Annotated in this window: 20 protein-coding genes; 11 read left to right on the forward strand and 9 right to left on the reverse strand. The window is 66.5% G+C overall.

The window, feature by feature from the left end; translation table 11 throughout:
- Positions 1 to 39 precede the first annotated feature (39 nt).
- Together BLT64_RS05440 and uvrA are read right to left on the reverse strand one after the other, a co-directional pair.
- Complete coding sequence (locus BLT64_RS05440) at positions 40 to 411, reverse strand: DUF4260 domain-containing protein (protein ID WP_011748537.1); 372 nt, start codon at positions 409 to 411, stop codon at positions 40 to 42.
- Positions 408 to 3,287, reverse strand: coding sequence for an excinuclease ABC subunit UvrA (uvrA, locus tag BLT64_RS05445; protein WP_011748538.1), 2,880 nt, complete (start codon positions 3,285 to 3,287; stop codon positions 408 to 410). Before uvrA ends, BLT64_RS05440 begins: the two co-directional genes overlap by 4 nt.
- A gap of 145 nt (positions 3,288 to 3,432) precedes the next feature.
- On the opposite strand from uvrA, the gene BLT64_RS05450 reads away from it, so the two are divergent.
- Positions 3,433 to 3,786, forward strand: coding sequence for a GFA family protein (locus BLT64_RS05450; RefSeq protein WP_011748539.1), 354 nt, complete (start codon positions 3,433 to 3,435; stop codon positions 3,784 to 3,786).
- On the opposite strand, the gene moaA is transcribed toward BLT64_RS05450, so the two are convergent.
- Entirely contained in the window at positions 3,783 to 4,817 is a 1,035-nt protein-coding gene (moaA, locus tag BLT64_RS05455; protein WP_011748540.1) for a GTP 3',8-cyclase MoaA, read from the reverse strand. The genes BLT64_RS05450 and moaA overlap by 4 nt on opposite strands.
- 124 nt (positions 4,818 to 4,941) lie before the next feature.
- Here moaA and BLT64_RS05460 point away from each other — a divergent pair, with 124 nt between their 5' ends.
- The gene (locus BLT64_RS05460) at positions 4,942 to 5,445 is read left to right on the forward strand and encodes a hypothetical protein (RefSeq protein ID WP_011748541.1); all 504 of its coding nucleotides are present in this window, start codon (positions 4,942 to 4,944) and stop codon (positions 5,443 to 5,445) included.
- Here BLT64_RS05460 and BLT64_RS05465 read toward each other — a convergent pair.
- Complete coding sequence (locus tag BLT64_RS05465; RefSeq protein ID WP_011748542.1) at positions 5,433 to 6,137, reverse strand: DNA alkylation repair protein; 705 nt, start codon at positions 6,135 to 6,137, stop codon at positions 5,433 to 5,435. The genes BLT64_RS05460 and BLT64_RS05465 overlap by 13 nt on opposite strands.
- 284 nt (positions 6,138 to 6,421) lie before the next feature.
- Between BLT64_RS05465 and BLT64_RS05470 the strand changes: the two genes are divergently transcribed.
- Positions 6,422 to 7,894 (forward strand): NAD-dependent succinate-semialdehyde dehydrogenase, encoded by a 1,473-nt coding sequence (locus tag BLT64_RS05470; protein ID WP_011748543.1) that lies wholly within the window; start codon positions 6,422 to 6,424, stop codon positions 7,892 to 7,894.
- A gap of 45 nt (positions 7,895 to 7,939) precedes the next feature.
- Here BLT64_RS05470 and BLT64_RS05475 read toward each other — a convergent pair whose 3' ends face one another.
- On the reverse strand, positions 7,940 to 8,686 hold the full coding sequence (locus BLT64_RS05475) for a DUF1013 domain-containing protein (RefSeq protein WP_011748544.1): 747 nt from the start codon (positions 8,684 to 8,686) through the stop codon (positions 7,940 to 7,942).
- Between the two features lie 160 nt (positions 8,687 to 8,846).
- Here BLT64_RS05475 and BLT64_RS05480 point away from each other — a divergent pair, with 160 nt between their 5' ends.
- On the forward strand, positions 8,847 to 9,467 hold the full coding sequence (locus BLT64_RS05480) for a ribonuclease T2 family protein (protein WP_011748545.1): 621 nt from the start codon (positions 8,847 to 8,849) through the stop codon (positions 9,465 to 9,467).
- A 181-nt stretch (positions 9,468 to 9,648) separates the two neighbouring features.
- Complete coding sequence (locus BLT64_RS05485; protein WP_011748546.1) at positions 9,649 to 10,131, forward strand: hypothetical protein; 483 nt, start codon at positions 9,649 to 9,651, stop codon at positions 10,129 to 10,131.
- 8 nt (positions 10,132 to 10,139) lie between these two features.
- Here BLT64_RS05485 and BLT64_RS05490 read toward each other — a convergent pair whose 3' ends face one another.
- Positions 10,140 to 10,451, reverse strand: coding sequence for a TM2 domain-containing protein (locus tag BLT64_RS05490; protein ID WP_011748547.1), 312 nt, complete (start codon positions 10,449 to 10,451; stop codon positions 10,140 to 10,142).
- 182 nt (positions 10,452 to 10,633) lie between these two features.
- Here BLT64_RS05490 and pheT point away from each other — a divergent pair, with 182 nt between their 5' ends.
- Together pheT and BLT64_RS05500 are read left to right on the forward strand one after the other, a co-directional pair.
- Positions 10,634 to 13,021 carry a phenylalanine--tRNA ligase subunit beta gene (gene pheT / locus BLT64_RS05495; protein ID WP_011748548.1) on the forward strand — a complete coding sequence of 796 codons (2,388 nt, stop codon included), beginning with the start codon at positions 10,634 to 10,636 and terminating at the stop codon, positions 13,019 to 13,021.
- A 178-nt stretch (positions 13,022 to 13,199) separates the two neighbouring features.
- On the forward strand, positions 13,200 to 13,757 hold the full coding sequence (locus tag BLT64_RS05500) for a hypothetical protein (RefSeq protein ID WP_011748549.1): 558 nt from the start codon (positions 13,200 to 13,202) through the stop codon (positions 13,755 to 13,757).
- A gap of 181 nt (positions 13,758 to 13,938) precedes the next feature.
- Here the strand turns inward: BLT64_RS05500 and BLT64_RS05505 are convergent, their stop codons facing one another.
- Positions 13,939 to 14,640, reverse strand: a complete 702-nt coding sequence (locus BLT64_RS05505) for a glutathione S-transferase C-terminal domain-containing protein (protein WP_041529951.1) — start codon at positions 14,638 to 14,640, stop codon at positions 13,939 to 13,941.
- A 97-nt stretch (positions 14,641 to 14,737) separates the two neighbouring features.
- Here BLT64_RS05505 and mscL point away from each other — a divergent pair, with 97 nt between their 5' ends.
- Both mscL and BLT64_RS05515 read left to right on the forward strand, forming a co-directional pair.
- Complete coding sequence (gene mscL, locus BLT64_RS05510; RefSeq protein ID WP_011748551.1) at positions 14,738 to 15,175, forward strand: large conductance mechanosensitive channel protein MscL; 438 nt, start codon at positions 14,738 to 14,740, stop codon at positions 15,173 to 15,175.
- Positions 15,176 to 15,329: 154 nt separating this feature from the next.
- The gene (locus tag BLT64_RS05515; protein ID WP_024843610.1) at positions 15,330 to 15,788 is read left to right on the forward strand and encodes an Lrp/AsnC family transcriptional regulator; all 459 of its coding nucleotides are present in this window, start codon (positions 15,330 to 15,332) and stop codon (positions 15,786 to 15,788) included.
- Positions 15,789 to 15,841: 53 nt separating this feature from the next.
- Here BLT64_RS05515 and rpsU read toward each other — a convergent pair whose 3' ends face one another.
- Positions 15,842 to 16,048 carry a 30S ribosomal protein S21 gene (gene rpsU / locus BLT64_RS05520; protein ID WP_011748553.1) on the reverse strand — a complete coding sequence of 69 codons (207 nt, stop codon included), beginning with the start codon at positions 16,046 to 16,048 and terminating at the stop codon, positions 15,842 to 15,844.
- A gap of 124 nt (positions 16,049 to 16,172) precedes the next feature.
- On the opposite strand from rpsU, the gene BLT64_RS05525 reads away from it, so the two are divergent.
- Positions 16,173 to 16,859 carry a COQ9 family protein gene (locus BLT64_RS05525; RefSeq protein WP_011748554.1) on the forward strand — a complete coding sequence of 229 codons (687 nt, stop codon included), beginning with the start codon at positions 16,173 to 16,175 and terminating at the stop codon, positions 16,857 to 16,859.
- 11 nt (positions 16,860 to 16,870) lie between these two features.
- The gene (locus BLT64_RS05530; protein ID WP_011748555.1) at positions 16,871 to 17,848 is read left to right on the forward strand and encodes an NAD(P)H-quinone oxidoreductase; all 978 of its coding nucleotides are present in this window, start codon (positions 16,871 to 16,873) and stop codon (positions 17,846 to 17,848) included.
- A 107-nt stretch (positions 17,849 to 17,955) separates the two neighbouring features.
- On the opposite strand, the gene pheS is transcribed toward BLT64_RS05530, so the two are convergent.
- Complete coding sequence (gene pheS, locus BLT64_RS05535) at positions 17,956 to 19,038, reverse strand: phenylalanine--tRNA ligase subunit alpha (RefSeq protein ID WP_011748556.1); 1,083 nt, start codon at positions 19,036 to 19,038, stop codon at positions 17,956 to 17,958.
- Positions 19,039 to 19,048 lie beyond the last annotated feature (10 nt).

A 19,048-nucleotide genomic window follows, 5' to 3' on the forward strand; every position in this document is an offset into this window, starting at 1 on the left:
AGAAAACCGCAGGTCACGGCACGGGATTCTCAAGGTATTTTACTCGGCTTCCCGGCCGATTCGACCCAGATGCGTGTCGCGAAAGCCCGAGGGCGATTTCAGCCCGTAACCCAGCATCCGGTCAAAGCCGACATGCGCCAGCCAAAGCCCGCCGCCGGCGATCAGCCCGGTCGATCCCAGCGCCACGCCCAGCACCGTCAGCAGGAAAGCCGGCGCATAGAGATGGCCCAGGTTGTAAAATGCCGCACCGATGCGCGGGCCGGCCAGATAGCCAGCCATCGTCAGGTCGGGCGCAAGCAGGATCGCCAGCCAGATCGCAGCGCCCCAGCCCGGCGCCGCCAGCGCGGCCACGGCAAGCCCGCCAAGCGCCAGCCCGGCGCCCTCGACCCGCTGCCAGGCGATCGTGCTCATTCCGCAGCGCGGCTGCGCGCCGCGTCGAGCATGGGCGCCAGATAGCGGCCGGTATGGCTTTCCGGCACCTCGGCCACCTGTTCGGGCGTGCCGGTGGCGACGATGCGGCCGCCGCCGTCGCCCCCCTCGGGGCCGATGTCGATGATCCAGTCGGCGGTCTTGATGACGTCCAGGTTATGTTCGATCACCACGACCGTGTTGCCCTGGTCGACCAGGGAATGCAGCACTTCCAACAGCTTGCGCACATCCTCGAAATGCAGCCCGGTCGTCGGTTCGTCCAGGATATACAGCGTCTTGCCGGTGGCGCGGCGCGACAGTTCCTTGGAAAGCTTCACCCGCTGCGCCTCGCCGCCCGACAACGTCGTGGCCTGCTGGCCGACCTTGATATAGCCCAGCCCAACCTCGACCAGCGCATCCATCTTTTCGCGGATCGAGGGCACCGCCTTGAAGAATTCCTGCGCATCCTCGACCGTCATGTCCAGCACGTCGGCGATGGACTTGCCCTTGAAGGTCACCTCCAGCGTCTCGCGGTTGTAGCGCTTGCCCTTGCAGGTCTCGCAGGTGACATAGACGTCGGGCAGGAAATGCATCTCGATCTTGATGACGCCGTCGCCCTGGCAGGCCTCGCAGCGGCCGCCCTTGACGTTGAAGCTGAAGCGGCCGGGCTTGTAGCCGCGCGCCTTGGCCTCGGGCAGGCCGGCGAACCAGTCGCGGATGGGGGTGAAGGCGCCGGTATAGGTCGCCGGATTCGAGCGCGGCGTGCGGCCGATGGGGCGCTGGTCGATGTCGATCACCTTGTCCAGCAATTCCAGCCCCCTGATCGTCTCGCAGGGTGCAGGCGTCTGGCGTGCGCCATTAAGTCGCAGGCTGGCGGTTTTGAACAGCGTCTCGATGGTCAGGGTCGATTTGCCGCCGCCCGAGACGCCGGTGACGCAGACGAACTTGCCCAGGGGAAACTCGGCCGTGACGTTCTTCAGGTTGTTGCCGGTGGCGCCGACCACCTTGACCGCCTTGCCATTGCCCTTGCGGCGTTCCGGCGGCACGGCGATCTCGCGCGCGCCCGAAAGATACTGTCCGGTCAGGCTGCAGGGATCGGCGGCGATTTCGGCCGGCGTGCCCCGGGCCACGACCTGCCCGCCATGCACCCCCGCACCCGGGCCGATGTCGAAGACATAGTCCGCATGGCGAATCGCATCCTCGTCATGTTCGACCACCAGCACGGAATTGCCCTGGTCGCGCAGCCCCTTGAGCGTCGAGAGCAGCCGGTCGTTGTCACGCTGGTGCAGCCCGATCGAGGGCTCGTCCAGCACGTAAAGCACGCCGGTCAGCCCCGAGCCGATCTGGCTGGCCAGCCGGATACGCTGGCTTTCGCCGCCCGAAAGCGTGCCCGCCGCGCGGGAAAGCGTCAGGTAATCCAGCCCGACATTGACCAGGAAGCCCAGCCTTTCGCGGATTTCCTTGAGGATGGCGGCGGCGATCTCGTTCTTCTGCTTGGTCAGGTGCCGGGGCGCCGCCTCGATCCAGGCCAGCGCCTCGCGGATCGACAATTCGGTGACATTGCCGATATGGCTGCCGGCGATCCTGACCGCCAGCGCCTCGGGCTTCAGCCGATAGCCGTTGCAGGCGCCGCAGGGGCGGTTGTTCTGGTATTTCTCGAATTCCTCGCGCACCCAGGCCGAGTCGCTTTCGCGCAGCCGCCGCTCCATGTTCGGGATCACGCCCTCGAACTGGCGGGTGACCTCGTAGACGCGGCCGGCATCGTCGAAGCGGAACGGGATCTCGTCCTCGCCCGAGCCGCGCAGGAACATTTCGCGCACCGATTCCGGCAGGTCCTTCCACGGCGTCTTCTTGTCGAAGCCATAGAACCTGGCCAGCGCGTTGACGGTCTGGGTCAGATAGGCCGATTTCGACTTGGCCCAGGGCGCGATGGCCCCCTGTGCCACCGACAGCGCCGAATCGGGCACCACCAGGCGGTCGTCGAAGAACAGCTCGACCCCCAGCCCGTCGCAGACCGGGCAGGCACCGAAGGGCGCGTTGAACGAAAACAGCCGCGGCTCGATTTCGGGGATGGTGAAGCCGCTGACCGGACAGGCGAAATTCTCGCTGAAGGTGATGCGCTCGGGCTCGGCCGCGCCATTTTCCTCGCCGGCCCCGCCCGCGGCGGTCTCCAGCAACGCGATGCCGTCGGCCAGGTCCAACGCGGTGCGGAAACTGTCGGCCAGCCGCGTCTCCATGCCCTCGCGCACGACGATGCGGTCGACCACCACGTCGATATTGTGGCGGAACTTCTTGTCCAGGGTCGGCGGCTCGTCCAGTTCGTAGAACTGGCCGTTCACCTTGACGCGCTGGAAGCCCTGCTTCCTCAGCTCAAGGAATTCCTTCTTGTATTCGCCCTTGCGGTCCCGGACGATGGGCGCCAGCAGGTAGGCGCGCGTGCCCTCGGGCATTTCCATCACCCGGTCCACCATGTCCTGCACCTGCTGCGCCTCGATGGGCAGGCCGGTCGCCGGCGAATAGGGCGTGCCGGCGCGGGCGAACAACAGCCGCAGGTAATCGTAGATCTCGGTCACCGTGCCGACGGTCGAGCGCGGGTTCTTCGAGGTGGTCTTCTGCTCGATGGAGATCGCCGGCGACAGGCCCGAGATATGGTCCACGTCCGGCTTGCCCATCATGTCGAGGAACTGCCGGGCATAGGCGGACAGGCTTTCGACATAGCGCCTCTGCCCTTCGGCATAGATGGTGTCGAAGGCCAGAGAGGACTTGCCCGAGCCCGACAGGCCGGTGATCACCACCAGCTTGTCGCGCGGAATGTCCATGTCCACGTTTTTCAGATTGTGCTCGCGCGCGCCGCGAACCTCGATGAACTTCTGTTCCATCGCGCCAGTCCTGATTCCGCCAAGCGCATGAGATAGGCATCCGCGCCGAAATGGCAACCTCAAACAGAACATCACAGGAACATTTCCGCTTGCGGCCCTGGCAGCCCTGCCCCACCATGCAGGTGAGTCGCAAAAGGAGGCACCGATGAGCCGACAGCACTACAAGGGCGGCTGCCAATGCGGCAGCGTCGCCTATGAGGTGGATGCCGATCTGGACAAGACCTTTACCTGCAACTGTTCGCGATGCCAGCGGCTGGGCTTCGTGCTGACCTTCGTGCCCAAGGCGGACTTCCACCTGACCAGCGACGGGCCGGTGACGGAATACCTGTTCAACCGCAAGCAGATCCGTCACCGCTTCTGCCCGACCTGCGGCGTCGAATCCTATGCCCTGGGCCAAGGGGCGGACGGAGGCGAGATGGTGGCAGTGAACGTGAACTGCCTGGAAGGCGTCAACCCGCGCGAATTGGCCAGTCAGGCGGTGGACGGGGCCAGCTACTAGCCGCCGGTATGGCTCATGTAGCGGCTGACCTGCCCGGCGACATGCCGGCGGGAATAGTCGAAGTCGTGACCCTTGGGCTTGCGGGCGATGGCATCGCGGATCGCTGCACGCAGCGGCGCATCCTCCGCACCGGCCCGCAAGGGCGCGCGCAGGTCGGCGCGGTCCTCTTGCCCCAGGCACATGAACAACTCGCCCGTGCAGGTGATGCGCACGCGGTTGCAGCTTTCGCAGAAGTTATGCGTCAAGGGCGTGATGAAACCGATCTTCTGCCCGGTCTCATCAAGGCGGACATAGCGTGCCGGCCCGCCGGTGCGCTCGGCCAGCGGCGTCAGGGTGAATCGCTCGCCCAGCCGGTCGCGCAGGTCGGACAGCGCCCAGTATTGGTCCAGCCGCTCTTCCTCGCCCATCTCTCCCATGGGCATGACCTCGATGAAGGTCAGGTCGTGGCCCTGATCCGCGCACCAGCCAACCAAGCGGAACAGTTCGTCCTCGTTGAAGCCCTTCAGCGCCACGGTGTTGATCTTGACCCGCATGCCGGCGGCCTTCGCGGCTTCGATCCCCTGCAACACCTGCGGCAATCTGCCCCAGCGGGTGATCCGCGCGAAGCGGTCCTCGTCCAGCGTGTCCAGCGAGACATTGACCCGCCGCACGCCGCAATCGGCCAGTTCGGTCGCGAAACGCGCCAACTGGCTGCCGTTGGTGGTCAGCGTCAACTCGTCCAGGCCGGCACCCAGATGGCGCGACATGGCGCGAAAGAATTCCATGATATTGCGCCGCACCAGGGGCTCGCCGCCCGTGACCCGCAGCTTGCGCACGCCCAGGCCGACAAAGGCGGAACACAGGCGGTCCAGTTCCTCCAGCGTCAGCAGGTCGCGCTTGGGCAGGAACTGCATGTGCTCGGCCATGCAATAGGTGCAGCGAAAATCGCAACGATCCGTCACCGAAACCCGAAGGTAGGTGATCGGCCTGGCAAATGGGTCTATCAGCGGGGCATGCGCATCCATGGCGCAAAGATAGGCATGGGCCGGCATCGGCACAAGCCGGCCGATCCGTTGACAGTCTCGTAACCAGGAATGGAAGGTCGGGTGGACAGGACCGCCTTCCCGAGTCTAGCCTCGGCCCCGACCAGAAGGACGATCACGAAGGGAATTGCCGATGACCAAGCCGATCCTGCGCCTGCCGGGCGCGCTGATGCTGCTGGCACTGGCCGCCTGCACCCCTGCCGACAAGACGCCGCAGACCGCGCCCGGCGCCACCACCGCCAGCGACCAGCGGGCGGCAAGCGCCGCCGGCACGGCCCTGGTCACCGCGGCCGCACGCCCCTCGCCCGCCGCGCGCACCGCGGCGGAGTTCGACACCACCACGCGCGAGCAAAGGGTCGCGGCCGCCGCCCCGCCCACGACGGGGGAGCGCCGGCTGGGCACCACCATCGCCTCGCTGGGCGATCCGTCGCAGCCCGGCTTCTGGATCAAGACGCCGCTGGCGAAATCCGAAACCGACGGCCGCATCGTGAACCCGGCGAACGGCAAATCCGCCAAGGTGCGGCTGATCCCGCTGGACGGCCCGGCCAGCGGCGGCAGCCAGGTCTCGCTGCCGGCATTGCAGCTGATCGGGGTCAGCCTGACCGACCTGCCCACGATCGAGGTCTATGGCAGCTGACCGCCCCCGGAACCGTCCCGGCTTTCCGGCAGCCACCGCCCGGCCTCGCGCCGGGCAAAGGGCTTCAGCCGCGCTCCATCCGCCGCAAGCCAGTCGCGCACGCGCTGAGGGTCGTGCTTGGACAATTCGCGCAACCACCAGCCGATGGCCTTCTGGACGAACCATTCGCGGTCATCGGCCAGCCGGACCAGCCAGGACAGCACGCGCTCGCGCCGCTCCAGATCCTGGGGTTTGGGATTGCGGATATGCGTCCAGGGCAGCGTGCCGACCAGCGCCGCGCGCCGCACCCATAGGCTGGGATGCTCCAGCCAAAGCTCGACCTCGTCCAGCCGCGCGGGCTGGGCCAGTAGCCGCCGCTCGCCCGCCTTCATGGCATGATCGGCAATCGCCCAGGTGTCGAATTGCGGCACCCATCCGGCGATTAGCCTCCATGCCGCCTCGTCGGGCCTGATGCGCGCCTGGGTCAAAAGCTTCGCCGCCGCGATTCGCGCCTCATGCACGTCGCTGTCCCAAAGCCGCGCCGCCAGATCGACCCGCCCCGGTACGTCCAACTCGGCCCGCCAGCCGCGCGCAAGATCGTCGATCACCGGCACCACCACGCCCAGATACTCGCGCGGGGCCTTGTGATAGGCCGCCATCTCCGCGGCCTTGCCGGCATCACCCAGCGCTTTCAGCTCATCCAATTCCCGCATCTTCACCGTTTTCCAAATACTCGAAATGGGCCGGTCACCGACCTCATGCGGGGAATAATCCGCCCTGGGCGCAAAAAGAAGCAATGGAAAAGGGGCGGCGCCAGAGAGAGACGCCGCCCCAGTCGAATACGCCAAGAGGGAAAACCTGACGATATGGGTGCAACGCCGCAGAGCGCCTTTCGGTTCATCACGTTTCCTCGATCCCGGCGGCGCATGAGCAACGGCTTGCGTTAGTCCGGCAAAAGCGCAAGCCTGCCCCCGACCGGAATGGAAGGAGCCCCGCCATGACCAAGCATGCGACCGACCTGAAGATGCTGCTCAAAGACCCCTCGCTCTTGCAGACCCGCGCCTATGTCGCCGGCGAATGGGTCGATGCCGACGACGGCAAGACCTTCCCGGTGGTGAACCCGGCACGCGGCGACGTGATCGCCGAGGTGGCGGACCTGAGCCGCGCCGAGGTCGCCCGCGCCATCGCGGCCGCCGCCGAGGCGATGAAGGGCTGGGCCGCGCGCACCGCCAAGGGACGCGCCCAGATCATGCGCAAATGGTTCGACCTGATGATGGAGAACCAGGACGACCTGGGCCGCATCCTGACCGCCGAGATGGGCAAGCCGCTGCCCGAGGCCAAGGGCGAGATCGCCTATGGCGCCAGCTTCATCGAATGGTTCGGCGAAGAGGCCAAGCGCATCTATGGCGAGACCATCCCCGGCCACCTGCCCGACAAGCGCCTGACGGTGATCCGCCAGCCGATCGGGGTGGTGGGCTCGATCACGCCCTGGAACTTTCCCAATGCGATGATCACCCGCAAATGCGGCCCGGCCATCGCCGCCGGCTGCGGCTTCGTCGGCCGTCCCGCCGCCGAGACGCCGCTTTCGGCCCTGGCGCTGGCCGTTCTGGCCGAGCGCGCCGGCATCCCCAAGGGGCTGTTCAGCATCGTGACCTCGTCGCGGTCATCGGACATCGGCAAGGAATTCTGCGAGAACCCGCTGATCCGCAAGCTGACCTTCACCGGCTCGACCGAGGTCGGTCGCATCCTGCTGCGGCAGGCCGCCGACCAGGTGCTGAAATGCTCGATGGAGCTGGGCGGCAACGCGCCCTTCATCGTCTTCGACGACGCCGACCTGGACGCGGCGGTCGAGGGGGCCATGGCCTCGAAATTCCGCAACAACGGCCAGACCTGTGTCTGCGCCAACCGCATCTATGTGCAAGCCGGCGTCTATGACGCATTCGCGCAAAAGCTGGCCGCGGCGGTGGACAAGCTGCGCGTCGGCGACGGGCTGGAAGAGGGCGTGACCACCGGCCCGCTGATCAACCAGGATGCGGTGGAAAAGGTCCAGGAGCATATCCAGGACGCCGTCGCGGGCGGCGCCACCGTGGTCACCGGCGGCAAGCCGCGCGAGGGGCTGTTCTTCGACCCGACCGTGGTCACCGGCATCACCGACAAGATGAAGGTGGCGACCGAAGAGACCTTCGGCCCGCTCGCGCCGCTGTTCCGGTTCGAGACCGAGGAAGAGGCCGTCGAGCGCGCCAATGCGACCATCTTCGGCCTTGCCTCGTATTTCTATGCCCGCGACATCGGCCGCATCACCCGGGTGCAGGAGGCGCTGGAATACGGCATCGTGGGCGTGAATACCGGCATCATCTCGACCGAGGTGGCGCCCTTCGGCGGCGTCAAGCAATCCGGCCTGGGCCGCGAGGGCTCGCGCCACGGCATCGAGGATTACCTGGAGATGAAATACATCTGCCTATCGATCTGACCGGCCATGAAAAAACCCCGGAGCCGGGCTCCGGGGTCTTCGGGATCAGTGATCCTCGTCCTCGTCGTCATCCGCTTCGGGCAGGTTGAAGAAGCTGTCGGCATCCAGCTTGTCGTTCTGCGCCTCGCTTTCCTCGTCGCGGGTCAGGCTGAAATTCTCCAGCCCGGCGATCGAGGACGGCAGCCGGGGTTCGTCCGACATGGCCAGCGAGGTTTCGGTCGAAAGCAGCTTGCGCCGCTCGTCATCGGTCATCGCGCCGCCTTCGGCCGCCTTGCGCTTCGCAGCCTTTTGCACGGCGGCGTCCAGTTCGGACTGCCGGCAAAGCCCCAGCGCCACCGGATCGATGGGTTGGATGTTCTGGATGTTCCAATGCGTCCGGTCGCGGATCGAGGCGATGGTCGGCTTGGTCGTGCCCACCAGCTTGGCGATCTGCGAATCGGCCAGTTCCGGGTGGAACTTGACCAGCCACAGGATGGCGGCAGGCCGGTCCTGGCGCTTGGACAGCGGGGTGTAGCGCGGGCCGCGGCGCTTTTCCTCGCCCTCGGCGGCGGGGTTGCGCTTCAGCTTCAGCTTGTGGCGCGGGTCCTTCTGGCCCTTTTCGATCTCGGACGCGTCGAGCTGGTTTGAGGCGACCGGGTCGAAGCCCTTGACGCCGACGGCCACGTCGCCATCGGCGATGCCCTGGACCTCAAGCTCGTGCATGCCGCAGAAATCGGCGATCTGCTTGAAGCTCAGCGTCGTGTTGTCGACCAGCCAGACGGCAGTGGCCTTGGCCATCAGCGGCTTGTTCATGACCTTCTCCTTAACAATATCTCTTCCGGCCGGGGAAAACGGCTTTCGGCGGGCGCCATTCCATTTTCGGGGGATTGACAGGCTGTATAGGGCCGAAAGGGACCAAAATAAAGCCTGAAATTCGTGGCGCCGGACAAAGACCGACGCTAGTTTCGCCGGCATGAGACTGTCCGCGCTGATCGCCCTTCTGCTGCTTGCCCCCGCCGCCCTCGCCCAGGACGTCGCGGGACGGTTCGACTATTACGTCCTGTCGCTGAGCTGGTCGCCCAGCTGGTGCCGGACCGAGGGCGACGCCGAGCAATGCGCGACCGGGCGGCGGCTGGGCTTCGTGGTCCACGGCCTTTGGCCGCAATACGAACGCGGCTGGCCCGAGCATTGCCGGACCGACGCCCGCGATCCCTCGCGCCGCGAAACGCGAGCCATGACCGATGTGATGGGATCGGGCGGCCTGGCCTGGTATCAGTGGAAGAAGCACGGCCGTTGCTCGGGACTGTCGGCGCATGATTATTTCGCCCTGACCCGCGAGGCCGCCAACCGGATCGCCCTGCCCGATATCCTGCACCGGCTGAACCGGGACGCGACCCTGCCCGCCCGCGTGATCGAGGACGCCTTCATCGAGGCCAACCCCGCGCTTGCACGGGACGGCATCACCGTGACTTGCCGCGACCGCGCCCTGCAAGAGGTGCGCATCTGCCTGACCCGCGACCTCCGGCCCCGTGCCTGCGCGGCGGATACCCGGCGCGATTGCTCGGGCAGCTTCCTGATGCCGGCGCCACGCTGAGGAAAGCCCGCCTGATCGCCGCCGCACCGGCCCGGCCGCAAGCCCCTTCATGCGCCGCTTCCTGCCAGCAGCCCGACCGCAGGCCCGGACCCCACGCCGCTGTCAGATGACAGGCCCGCCGCGCGCCGCTATCTTGCGCCAGACCGCGAGTCACCGGACCACGCCAGCACGAAGGGCCAGCATGTCGAATCCCAGCACGCTCACCGCCTATGCCTCGGCCTTCATGGCCTCGATCAGCCTGTTCGGCCTTGTCGATGCCGGACGGGTGAACGAGGGCGCGACCGTCGCCTCGGCCATCACCCAGGCCTATCTGCTGCCGGTGCTGGGGCTGACCACGGCCACGTTCCTTGCCGTGACCGTGATCGCGCTGTCGCGCAGCTACCTGCCCCACCCGCAACGCTGGAACGACGAGCGGACCGAGCGCCGCGTGCTGGAACTGGGCCTGGCCGGGGCCTGCTATTTCGGGTTTCTGGCCCTGCTTGGCTATGTCTTCGCGCTGATGGCACCGGGCTGGGCCACCGGCGTCGCCCCGGCCATGGCGCGGCACTGGGCCTGGTTCCTCGCCCTGCCCTGCCTGGCCTTCGGCCTGTTCGCGGCAAGGAACAAGCCGGCCTGGCTGGCCGCCGGCGCGGTTTTCGTCACCGTGGGGATCTTTACCGGCTGAGCCGCCGCCTACCAGAGCGACGAGCCCAGCCGCCGCCGGATCTTGTCCTTGTCGTCCTGGATCATGCCGGGGATCAGGAACAGGTCGATCAGCGCCCAGAGGCAGACGAGGCCGACCAGCGGCCAGCCGATCAGGATGGGCGCGGTCAGCCAGCCCAGGCCCCAAAGCGCCAGCATGACGATCCCGCTGGCCCAGCGGCCCAGATACATGCGATGCGCGCCGAAACCCCACAGAAAGATCGCCAGCAGATAGGCCACCAGCGGCGATTTGGCGTCGTTCGCGACCCTCTGTTCGATCAGCAGTTCCCGTTGCGTGTCCATTGGCTCCCATGCCCATGTTAATCATATTCACATATAGGGCGCACCGGATTTCTTGCAATATCCGGGGGCGACAGGCGGGCGCCGGGCCGGTGCAGGCCGCGCATCCTCCATGCGCCGCCGCGCCCCTACCAATCCGCCGCGCCATGCGCTAAGGGACGCGCAAACGTGACGGAGCCACCTCCATGAAATTCACCCTCTCCTGGCTCAAGGAGCATCTCGACACCCAAGCCTCGCTCGGCGAAATCACCGAGGCGTTGACCGATCTCGGGCTCGAGGTCGAGGGCGTGACCGACCCTGCGGCGAAGCTGGGCACCTTCACGCTGGCCCGCGTGCTGCATGCCGAGCAGCATCCCGATGCCGACCGGCTGCGGGTCTGCCGCGTGCTGACGGACGAGGGCGAGAAGCAGATCGTCTGCGGCGCCCCCAATGCCCGCGCCGGCATCACCGTGGTGCTGGCCAAGCCCGGCGACTACGTCCCCGGCATCGACGTGACGCTGGGCGTCGGCAAGATCCGCGGCGTGGAAAGCCATGGCATGATGGCCTCGGAGCGCGAGCTGGAGCTTTCGGACGAACATAACGGCATCATCGAGCTGCCCTCGGGCGAGGTGGGCGAGAAATTCGTCGACTGGCTGGCCGCGAACCGGCCCGAGGCGGTCGATCCGGTGATCGAGATCAAGATCACCCCGAACCGTCCCGACGCATTGGGCGTGCATGGCGTGGCCCGCGACCTCGCGGCGCGCGGGTTGGGCAGGCTGAAGCAGGTCGAGGACGTCACCGTTCCGGGCAGCTTCGCCTCGCCCATCGGCGTGACGATCGCGCCGGAAGTGGCCGGGAAGGCACCGTTCTTCTCGGGCCGGCTGATCCGCGGGGTCAGGAACGGCCCCTCGCCCGACTGGCTGCAAAAGCGGCTGACCGCCATCGGGCTGCGGCCGATCAATGCGCTGGTGGACATCACCAACCTTTTCACCTTCGACCTGAACCGGCCGCTGCATGTCTTCGATGCCGACAAGGTCAAGGGCAACCTGATCGTTCGCCCCTCGACCGAGGGCGAGGAGCTGCTGGCGCTGGACGGCAAGGCCTATGCCTTCGCCCCCGGCACCATGATCATCGCCGACGAGGCCGGCCCCGAAAGCATCGCCGGCATCATGGGCGGCGAACATAGCGGCTGTTCGGACGGGACGGTGAACGTCTTCCTGGAAAGCGCCTATTGGGACCCGATCGCCATCGCCACGGCAGGGCGGGCGCTGAAGATCAGCTCCGATGCCCGCTATCGATTCGAGCGCGGCGTGGACCCGGCCTTCACCCTGCCGGGGCTGGAACTGGCGACGCAGATGATCCTGGAGCTTTGCGGCGGCGAGGCATCCGAGGTGGTGACGGCGGGCGCGGTGCCCGACACCAGCCGCAGCTACCTTCTGGAACCGGCGCGCGTCAGCAGCCTGGTCGGCATGGACATCCCCGAGGCCGAACAGCGCGCGACGCTGACGGCGCTGGGTTTCCGGCTGGAGGGCGACCGGGCCTTCGTTCCCAGTTGGCGTCCCGACGTGCAGGGCAGCGCCGATCTGGTCGAAGAGGTCGCGCGCGTCGCCAGCCTGACCAAGCTGCAAGGCCAGCCCCTGCCGCGTCCGCAGGCGGGCGTGCCGCAGTCGGTGCTGACCCCCTTGCAGCGTCGCGAGCAGGCGGCGCGGCGCATGGCGGCCTCGCTGGGCTACAACGAATGCGTCACCTACAGCTTCATCGACCAAAAGGCGGCCGTGCTGTTCGGCGGCGGCTCGGACGCCGTGCGAATCGAAAACCCGATCAGCAGCGAGATGACGCATATGCGCCCCGACCTGCTGCCGGGCCTGTTGGCGGCGGCGGCGCGCAACCAGGCGCGCGGTTTTGCCGATCTGGCGCTGTTCGAATGCGGCCCGGTCTTCTCGGGCGGCGAGCCGGGCGAGCAGGACCTGCATCTCTCGGGCATCCTGGTCGGTGCGAACGCGGCGCGCGACCCCTATGCCTCGCGGCGCAAGGTGGACATTTACGACGCCAAGGCCGATGCCGAGGCGATCCTGCAGACCATCGGCGCACCTGCCAAGGCCCAGATCAACCGCAAGCTGGACGGCTGGTGGCATCCGGGCCGCGCCGGCAACATCGCGCTGGGGCCGAACGCGCTGGCGACATTCGGCGAGATCCATCCCCGCGTGCTGCGGCATTTCGGCATCAAGGGCGCGGCGGTCGGCTTTACCGTCCGCATCGCCGCCGTGCCGCTGCCCAAGGTCCGGACGCCTTCGCGCCCGGCGCTGGTGCTGTCCGACCTGCAGGCCGTCGAACGCGACTTTGCCTTCGTGGTGGATAGCGGCGTCGAGGCGCTGACACTGGTGAACGCGGCGGTGGGTGCGGACAAGGCGCTGATCGAGCGGGTGACGGTCTTCGATCAGTTCACCGGGCTGGAAGGCGGCAAGAAGTCCATCGCCATCACCGCACGCTTGCAGCCGCGGGAAAAGACCCTGACCGATGCCGAGATCGAGGCGGTCAGCGCCAGGATCGTCGAAAAGGTAAGCAAGGCCACCGGCGGCGTGCTGCGGAGTTGATAGCGCTGCGGGGTGCGCTCAGGCGCACCCTGCGAAACGCGGAGAGCGCGGTGCAGCGCCCCGTCGCGGAGGATCGAGGCGGGTTTGAGCGTTTTGCTGACATTCGGAAATAATCTCGTTGACACCGGAATGTGCACTATTTACATACTTCACAAGTGCAAACTGTGGAGTTGCGAAAGTGGAATTTGAAAGCGTTGAGGCGTATGTCCGGGCCTATTCCAAGGATCGTTCGCTGGCCGTGATGCCGGTCCCGATGGCTGCCGATCTGTTCGGTATTACCGGCGCCGGGATCGTGTCGAGGGTGCGGAATGGTGTTCTTGGGGAGATTAGGATTTCCGGCACCCGCTATGTCACAATGGGGAGCGTGCTGGACGCGATCTCCAAGACCGACCGGGAAGTCGAGATCGTCAAGGCATATTTGGAACAACAGGCGCGACACGGGGTGGTGTCTGTAGAATACGCCCCTGTCATGGAACTTCTGGGGCTTTCATCAAAGCTCAGCGCTGACCGCACCAAGATCGGATGGATTCTAGGCGAGGTATCGCGTCGGAGCTACCGGGAAAAAGGGGTTCTGCTGTCGGTGGTAGTGCACCGGAAGAACACTAGTATGCCGAGCGAAAATGGCTTCTTTGGGTTGGTTAATGCCTTGATCGAAGACTGGGAAGATCACTACAACGACCGCGAAAGCTTCGTGGAAGCCGAAACTAAGCGTGTACTGAAAGCCTACCGGAAGTAAGGCTCATGCCTGAATTCCGTTGGTAATGAGGGCTTAGTAAAACCCCGCCCGGAACAGCCGCGCCCACCTGCGTAGTCGGCGCTCTCTTGCTTCACTTCGACCGTCCGCTCCGTCCCGCATGACCGACACTCTCGGGCTGGCCCCGAAAACGCCCCGAGCTATGCCCGGGGCGTTTCGCTTTTCACTCTGCCCCGACCTCGATGCCGCGCTGCACGGCCGGGCGGGCCAGGAAGCGGTCCAGGTAGGCCTGCACGTTGGCAAAGCCGTCCATCCCCGTCTCCTTCTCGGCCTCGTAGTTCACCCGCACCGTGCGCAGCCAGGGACCGACCGCCATGTCTGCGATGGAATATTCGCCGGTGATCCAGTCGCGCCCCTCGAGTTGGCGGTCGAGCACGCCCAGAAGCCGCCGCGCTTCGTTGTAATAGCGGGTACGCGGGCGGGCGTCCTCGATCTCGCTGCCCTTGTAGCGGTGGAAATATCCGACCTGGCCGAACATCGGGCCGACTCCGCCCATCTGCCACATCAGCCACTGGATGGTGTGATAGCGCGCAGCACCCGAGGCGGGCAGGAACTTGCCGGTCTTGTCGCCCAGATAGACCAGCATGGCGCCGGTCTCGAACAGGCCCATGGGTTTGCCGTCGGGACCGTTCGGGTCGATCATCGCCGGGATCTTGTTGTTGGGGTTCAGCGACAGGAATTCGGGGGTGAACTGGTCCTCGGGGTCGCCGATGCTGATGCGATGCGCGTCATAGTCCAGCCCGCATTCCTCTAGCATGACCGAGGTCTTGATGCCGTTCGGCGTGTTCAGCGTATAAAGCTGGATGACGTCGGGGCGCCTGGGCGGCCAGCGCCGGGTGATCGGGAATTCGGAAAGTGCCGTCATGTCGTTTCCAGTCATGTCCTGTCTCATGTTGCAAGGGGTTAGCGTGATGTGGCAGCCTCTGCCGGAACACGCGCAACAGGCTGGGAAAGGTAAGCCCATGTTCAAGGAGTTCAAGGAATTCATCGCCCGGGGCAATGTCATCGACCTTGCCGTGGGCATCATCATCGGCGCGGCCTTCACGGCGATCGTGAATTCGCTGGTCGCCGACCTGATCAACCCGATCATCGGCCTGCTGACCGGCGGGACCGATTTCAGCGGGCATTACCTGGTGCTCAAGGGCGAGGTTCCGCCCGGCGCCAGCCTGCAGGTGGCACGCGATTCCGGCGCCTCGGTCTTTGCCTATGGCGCCTTCCTGTCGGCGGTCATCAACTTCCTGATCATCGCCTGGGCGGTGTTCCTGCTGGTCAAGGCGGTGAACAGGGTGCAAAGCGCCGCCAGCCGCCAGAAGGAAGCCGAGGCCGAGGCCGCCGCCGGCCCGACGCAGGAAGAGCTGCTGACCGAGATCCGCGACGAGCTGCGCGCCCGCCGCACCTGAGACCATGCCATTCGGCAAGGCAGCGGCGCGGCCCCCCGGGTCGCGCCCTTGTCGTTCCGGCCGGGCGGTTTTCGCTTATGTCGAAGGTCAAGCGCGGCTATTGTCAGGAAAACCGGCGCCGCCCGGCGCCTGCGAGACAGGGATCGCCTTGATGATCGAGCTTGACGCGACGGATCGCCGCATTCTCTCCGTCCTGCAACGCGACGGGCGCATGACCAATGCCGATCTTGCCAACGAGGCCGGGCTGTCCCCCAGCGCCTGCCACCGCCGCGTGCAGCGCCTGGAAGAAGCGGGGGTGATCCGCGGCTATGTCGCGCTGCTCGACGCGCGCAAGCTGGAGCGTCCCACCACGGTCTTCGTCGAGATCACGCTTTCGGGCCAGGCCGACGAGTTGCTGGAGGCGTTCGAGCGTGCGGTGCGCACCATCCCCGATGTGCTGGAATGCCACCTGATGGCCGGATCGGCGGATTACCTGCTGAAGGTGGTGGCCCAGGATACCGACGATTTCGCCCGCATCCACCGTCAGCGACTGGCGAAGCTGCCGGGCGTCCAGCAGATGCATTCGTCCTTTTCGCTGCGCACGGTAGCCTTTACCACCGCCCTGCCGGTCTAAAAGAAAACCCCCGGCAATGCGGGGGTTTTCCTGAACCGATGTGGTCGCTCGTCTTACAGCGCGCCTTCACGCTGCGCTTTTTTGCGCGCCAGCTTGCGGGCGCGGCGGACGGCCTCGGCCTTTTCACGGGCCTTCTTGACCGAGGGTTTCTCGAAATGCTGCTTGAGCTTCATTTCACGGAACACCCCCTCGCGCTGAAGTTTTTTCTTCAGAGCACGAAGCGCCTGTTCGACGTTGTTGTCGCGAACACTTACCTGCATGTGGTTGTCACCACCTTCCTAGGTTAAAGTTGAGCAGATTTGCAGGACGCGGCCTTCTAGCAAGGCGAATCGGCTTTGTCCAGATTTTCCGGGCCCGCGCGGCATGAAGAATGAGGAGAGTGCCATGACGGATGAACGCGAGCGGCTGATCGAGGCCGCCTTGTCGCATGTCATCTTCGAGGGCATGGGCGAAAAGGCCATCGCCGAGGGCGCGCGCGACATCGGCATGAACCCGGCGCTGGCGCGGGTGTATCTGCCGCGCGGCGGGGCGGATCTTGCCGCCGCCTATCATCGCAAGGGCGATGCGGCACTGCGCGACTGGCTGGCGGCGCACCCGCCCGAGGGACGGTTCCGCGACCGTATCTCGGCGGCGGTGATGCATCGGCTGTCGCTCAGCAACCGCGAGCTTGCCCGCGCGGGCGCGGCGATCCTGGCCTTGCCGCAGAACGCCGCGCTTGGCGCACGGCTGGTCTGGGAGACGGCCGACGCGATCTGGGACGGGCTCGGCGACCGCTCCGAGGACGTGAACTGGTATTCCAAGCGCGCGACACTGTCGGCGGTCTATGGCGCGACGGTGCTTTACTGGCTGGGCGACGATTCGCCCGAGGCCGACGAGACGCGCCGCTTCCTGGACCGCCGCATCGAAGGCGTGATGCGTTTCGAAAGCTTCAAGGAACGGGTCGGGGGCCTGCCCGGCGTCTCGATGCTGGCCGGCCTTGCAACGGGCTGGATCAAACGGCCGGAAAATCGCAATCTGCCCGGAGAGTTGCGCGCAACTTCGCGCGCCCGGACAGAAGGAGGCGACGGGTGATTCCCGATGTGATGCAGGCGATCGAGATCTCATCCCCCGGCAGCGCCGAAGTGTTGCGACCGGTAACGCGGCCGGTGCCGGTGGCCGGACATGGCCAGATCCTGATCCGCATCGCCTGGGCCGGGGTGAATCGTCCCGACGTGCTGCAACGCGCGGGCTCCTATGCGCCGCCGCCGGGGGCGTCGGACCTGCCCGGGCTGGAATGCGCCGGCGAGGTCGCGGCCGTGGGGCCGGGCGTCACGCGCTGGAAACCGGGCGAGCAGGTCTGCGCGCTGCTGCCGGGCGGCGGCTATGCGGAATACGCGACCTGCCCCGCCGAGCATGCGCTGCCGATCCCCCAGGGCCTGACGCTGCGCATGGCCGCGGCGCTGCCGGAAACCGCCTTCACGGTCTGGTCCAACGTGGTCATGCGCGGCGGGTTGCGACCGGGCGAGCGATTCCTGGTCCATGGCGGTTCCTCGGGCATCGGGACCATGGCGATCCAGACCGCCCGGGCGCTGGGGGCGCGGGTCTGGGCCACCGCGGGCTCGGCCGAGAAATGCGCGGCTTGCGAAAAGCTGGGCGCCAATGCAATCAATTATCGCGAAGAGGATTTCGTCGCCGTGCTGCGCAAGGCCGGCGGCGCCGACCTGATCCTGGACATGGTGGGCGGCGACTATATCGCCCGCAATATCAGGTGCCTTGCCGATGACGGCCGGCTGGCGATGATCGCCTTTCTCGCCGGTCCCAAGGCCGAGATCAATTTCGCGCAGATCATGGCCAGGCGGCTGTCGGTTACGGGCTCGACCCTGCGGCCGCAATCCGACCTGGCCAAGGCACGCATCGCCTGCGAATTGCAAGAGCGGCTCTGGCCGCTGGTCGAGGCGGGGGCGGTGCGCCCGCTGATCGACAGCACCTTCCCGCTGGGCGAGGCCGCCGAGGCCCATCGCCGCATGGAAGGCAGCAACCATATCGGAAAGATCCTGTTGCAGGTCTCGGCCCAGGATTGAACCCAGCGGCGCCTGGGACTCGGATCACACGCCGCCGCCAGGCGCTCCGGGCTCTAGAGGACGGACCGAAAGCCCGGGCCGGGAACCCGACGCGCTGACCCAGCCCCTTACCGGGACAAGCCGCCCGCCACGCTCGGCACGTCCCCGGCGGCGAAACCGTAATGCCGCAGCCAGCGCAGGTCGCTTTCGAAGAAGGCCCGCAGATCGGGAATGCCGTATTTCAGCATGGCGATGCGGTCGATGCCCATGCCGAAGGCGAAGCCCTGCCACTGCTCGGGGTCGATCCCGCCCGCCGCCAGCACCTTGGGATGCACCATGCCCGAGCCCAGGATCTCCAGCCAGCTTTCCCCCTGCCCGATGGTCAGCTTGCCGCCCTCCCACGAGCAGCGGATATCGACCTCGGCCGAGGGCTCGGTGAAGGGGAAATGCGAGGCGCGGAAACGCAGCTCGACTTCGTCCACCTCGAAGAAGGCGCGGCAGAACTCCTCCAGCGTCCATTTCAGGTTCGCCATCGAGATGTCCTTGCCCAGCGCCAGCCCCTCGACCTGGTGGAACATCGGCGTATGGGTCTGGTCCATGTCCATCCGGTAAACCCGGCCCGGGCAGATCACCCGGATCGGCGCGCCCGTCGCCTGCATGGCGCGGATCTGCACCGGCGAGGTATGGGTGCGCAGCACCTGCGGCGGGCGCGGATCGTCCCCGGCACGGGCCATGAAGAAGGTGTCGTGCTCCTGCCGGGCGGGATGCTCGGGCGGGATGTTCAGCGCGTCGAAGTTGAACCAGTCGCTTTCGATCTGCGGCCCCTCGGCGACGCGGAAGCCCATGTCGGCGAAGATCGCGGTGACTTCCTCGGTCACCTGGCTGATCGGATGGATGGTGCCCTGCGGACGCGGACGGCCCGGCAGGGTCACGTCCAGCCATTCCTCCTTGAGCCTTGCGTCCAGCGCCGCGTCCTCCAGCCCCTGCTTGCGGGCGCGCAGCGCGGCGTCGATCTCGTCCTTCAGGCGGTTCAGCGCGGCGCCGGTGGTCTGGCGCTCTTCCGGCGTCATCCGGCCCAGCTCCTTCATCATGCCGCTGATCTCGCCCTTCTTGCCAAGGGCGGCCAGGCGCACCTGCTCCAGCGCGTCGCCGTCGGCGGCGGCAGAGATGCGGTCGAGATAGGACTGGCGAAGGGTCGAAAGATCGGACATGGCAGGCTTC

The sequence above is a fragment of the Paracoccus denitrificans genome (assembly GCF_900100045.1).
Classification (GTDB): Bacteria; Pseudomonadota; Alphaproteobacteria; order Rhodobacterales; family Rhodobacteraceae; genus Paracoccus; species Paracoccus denitrificans.

What these genes read in the sequence shown, in the direction of transcription:
- BLT64_RS05440 (WP_011748537.1), bottom strand. Translation starts at nt 411, where the DNA reads ATGAGCACGATCGCCTGGCAGCGGGTCGAGGGCGCCGGGCTGGCGCTT.
- uvrA (WP_011748538.1), bottom strand. Translation starts at nt 3,287, where the DNA reads ATGGAACAGAAGTTCATCGAGGTTCGCGGCGCGCGCGAGCACAATCTG.
- BLT64_RS05450 (WP_011748539.1), top strand. Translation starts at nt 3,433, where the DNA reads ATGAGCCGACAGCACTACAAGGGCGGCTGCCAATGCGGCAGCGTCGCC.
- moaA (WP_011748540.1), bottom strand. Translation starts at nt 4,817, where the DNA reads ATGCCGGCCCATGCCTATCTTTGCGCCATGGATGCGCATGCCCCGCTG.
- BLT64_RS05460 (WP_011748541.1), top strand. Translation starts at nt 4,942, where the DNA reads ATGACCAAGCCGATCCTGCGCCTGCCGGGCGCGCTGATGCTGCTGGCA.
- BLT64_RS05465 (WP_011748542.1), bottom strand. Translation starts at nt 6,137, where the DNA reads ATGCGGGAATTGGATGAGCTGAAAGCGCTGGGTGATGCCGGCAAGGCC.
- BLT64_RS05470 (WP_011748543.1), top strand. Translation starts at nt 6,422, where the DNA reads ATGACCAAGCATGCGACCGACCTGAAGATGCTGCTCAAAGACCCCTCG.
- BLT64_RS05475 (WP_011748544.1), bottom strand. Translation starts at nt 8,686, where the DNA reads ATGAACAAGCCGCTGATGGCCAAGGCCACTGCCGTCTGGCTGGTCGAC.
- BLT64_RS05480 (WP_011748545.1), top strand. Translation starts at nt 8,847, where the DNA reads ATGAGACTGTCCGCGCTGATCGCCCTTCTGCTGCTTGCCCCCGCCGCC.
- BLT64_RS05485 (WP_011748546.1), top strand. Translation starts at nt 9,649, where the DNA reads ATGTCGAATCCCAGCACGCTCACCGCCTATGCCTCGGCCTTCATGGCC.
- BLT64_RS05490 (WP_011748547.1), bottom strand. Translation starts at nt 10,451, where the DNA reads ATGGACACGCAACGGGAACTGCTGATCGAACAGAGGGTCGCGAACGAC.
- pheT (WP_011748548.1), top strand. Translation starts at nt 10,634, where the DNA reads ATGAAATTCACCCTCTCCTGGCTCAAGGAGCATCTCGACACCCAAGCC.
- BLT64_RS05505 (WP_041529951.1), bottom strand. Translation starts at nt 14,640, where the DNA reads ATGACGGCACTTTCCGAATTCCCGATCACCCGGCGCTGGCCGCCCAGG.
- mscL (WP_011748551.1), top strand. Translation starts at nt 14,738, where the DNA reads ATGTTCAAGGAGTTCAAGGAATTCATCGCCCGGGGCAATGTCATCGAC.
- rpsU (WP_011748553.1), bottom strand. Translation starts at nt 16,048, where the DNA reads ATGCAGGTAAGTGTTCGCGACAACAACGTCGAACAGGCGCTTCGTGCT.
- BLT64_RS05525 (WP_011748554.1), top strand. Translation starts at nt 16,173, where the DNA reads ATGACGGATGAACGCGAGCGGCTGATCGAGGCCGCCTTGTCGCATGTC.
- BLT64_RS05530 (WP_011748555.1), top strand. Translation starts at nt 16,871, where the DNA reads ATGCAGGCGATCGAGATCTCATCCCCCGGCAGCGCCGAAGTGTTGCGA.
- pheS (WP_011748556.1), bottom strand. Translation starts at nt 19,038, where the DNA reads ATGTCCGATCTTTCGACCCTTCGCCAGTCCTATCTCGACCGCATCTCT.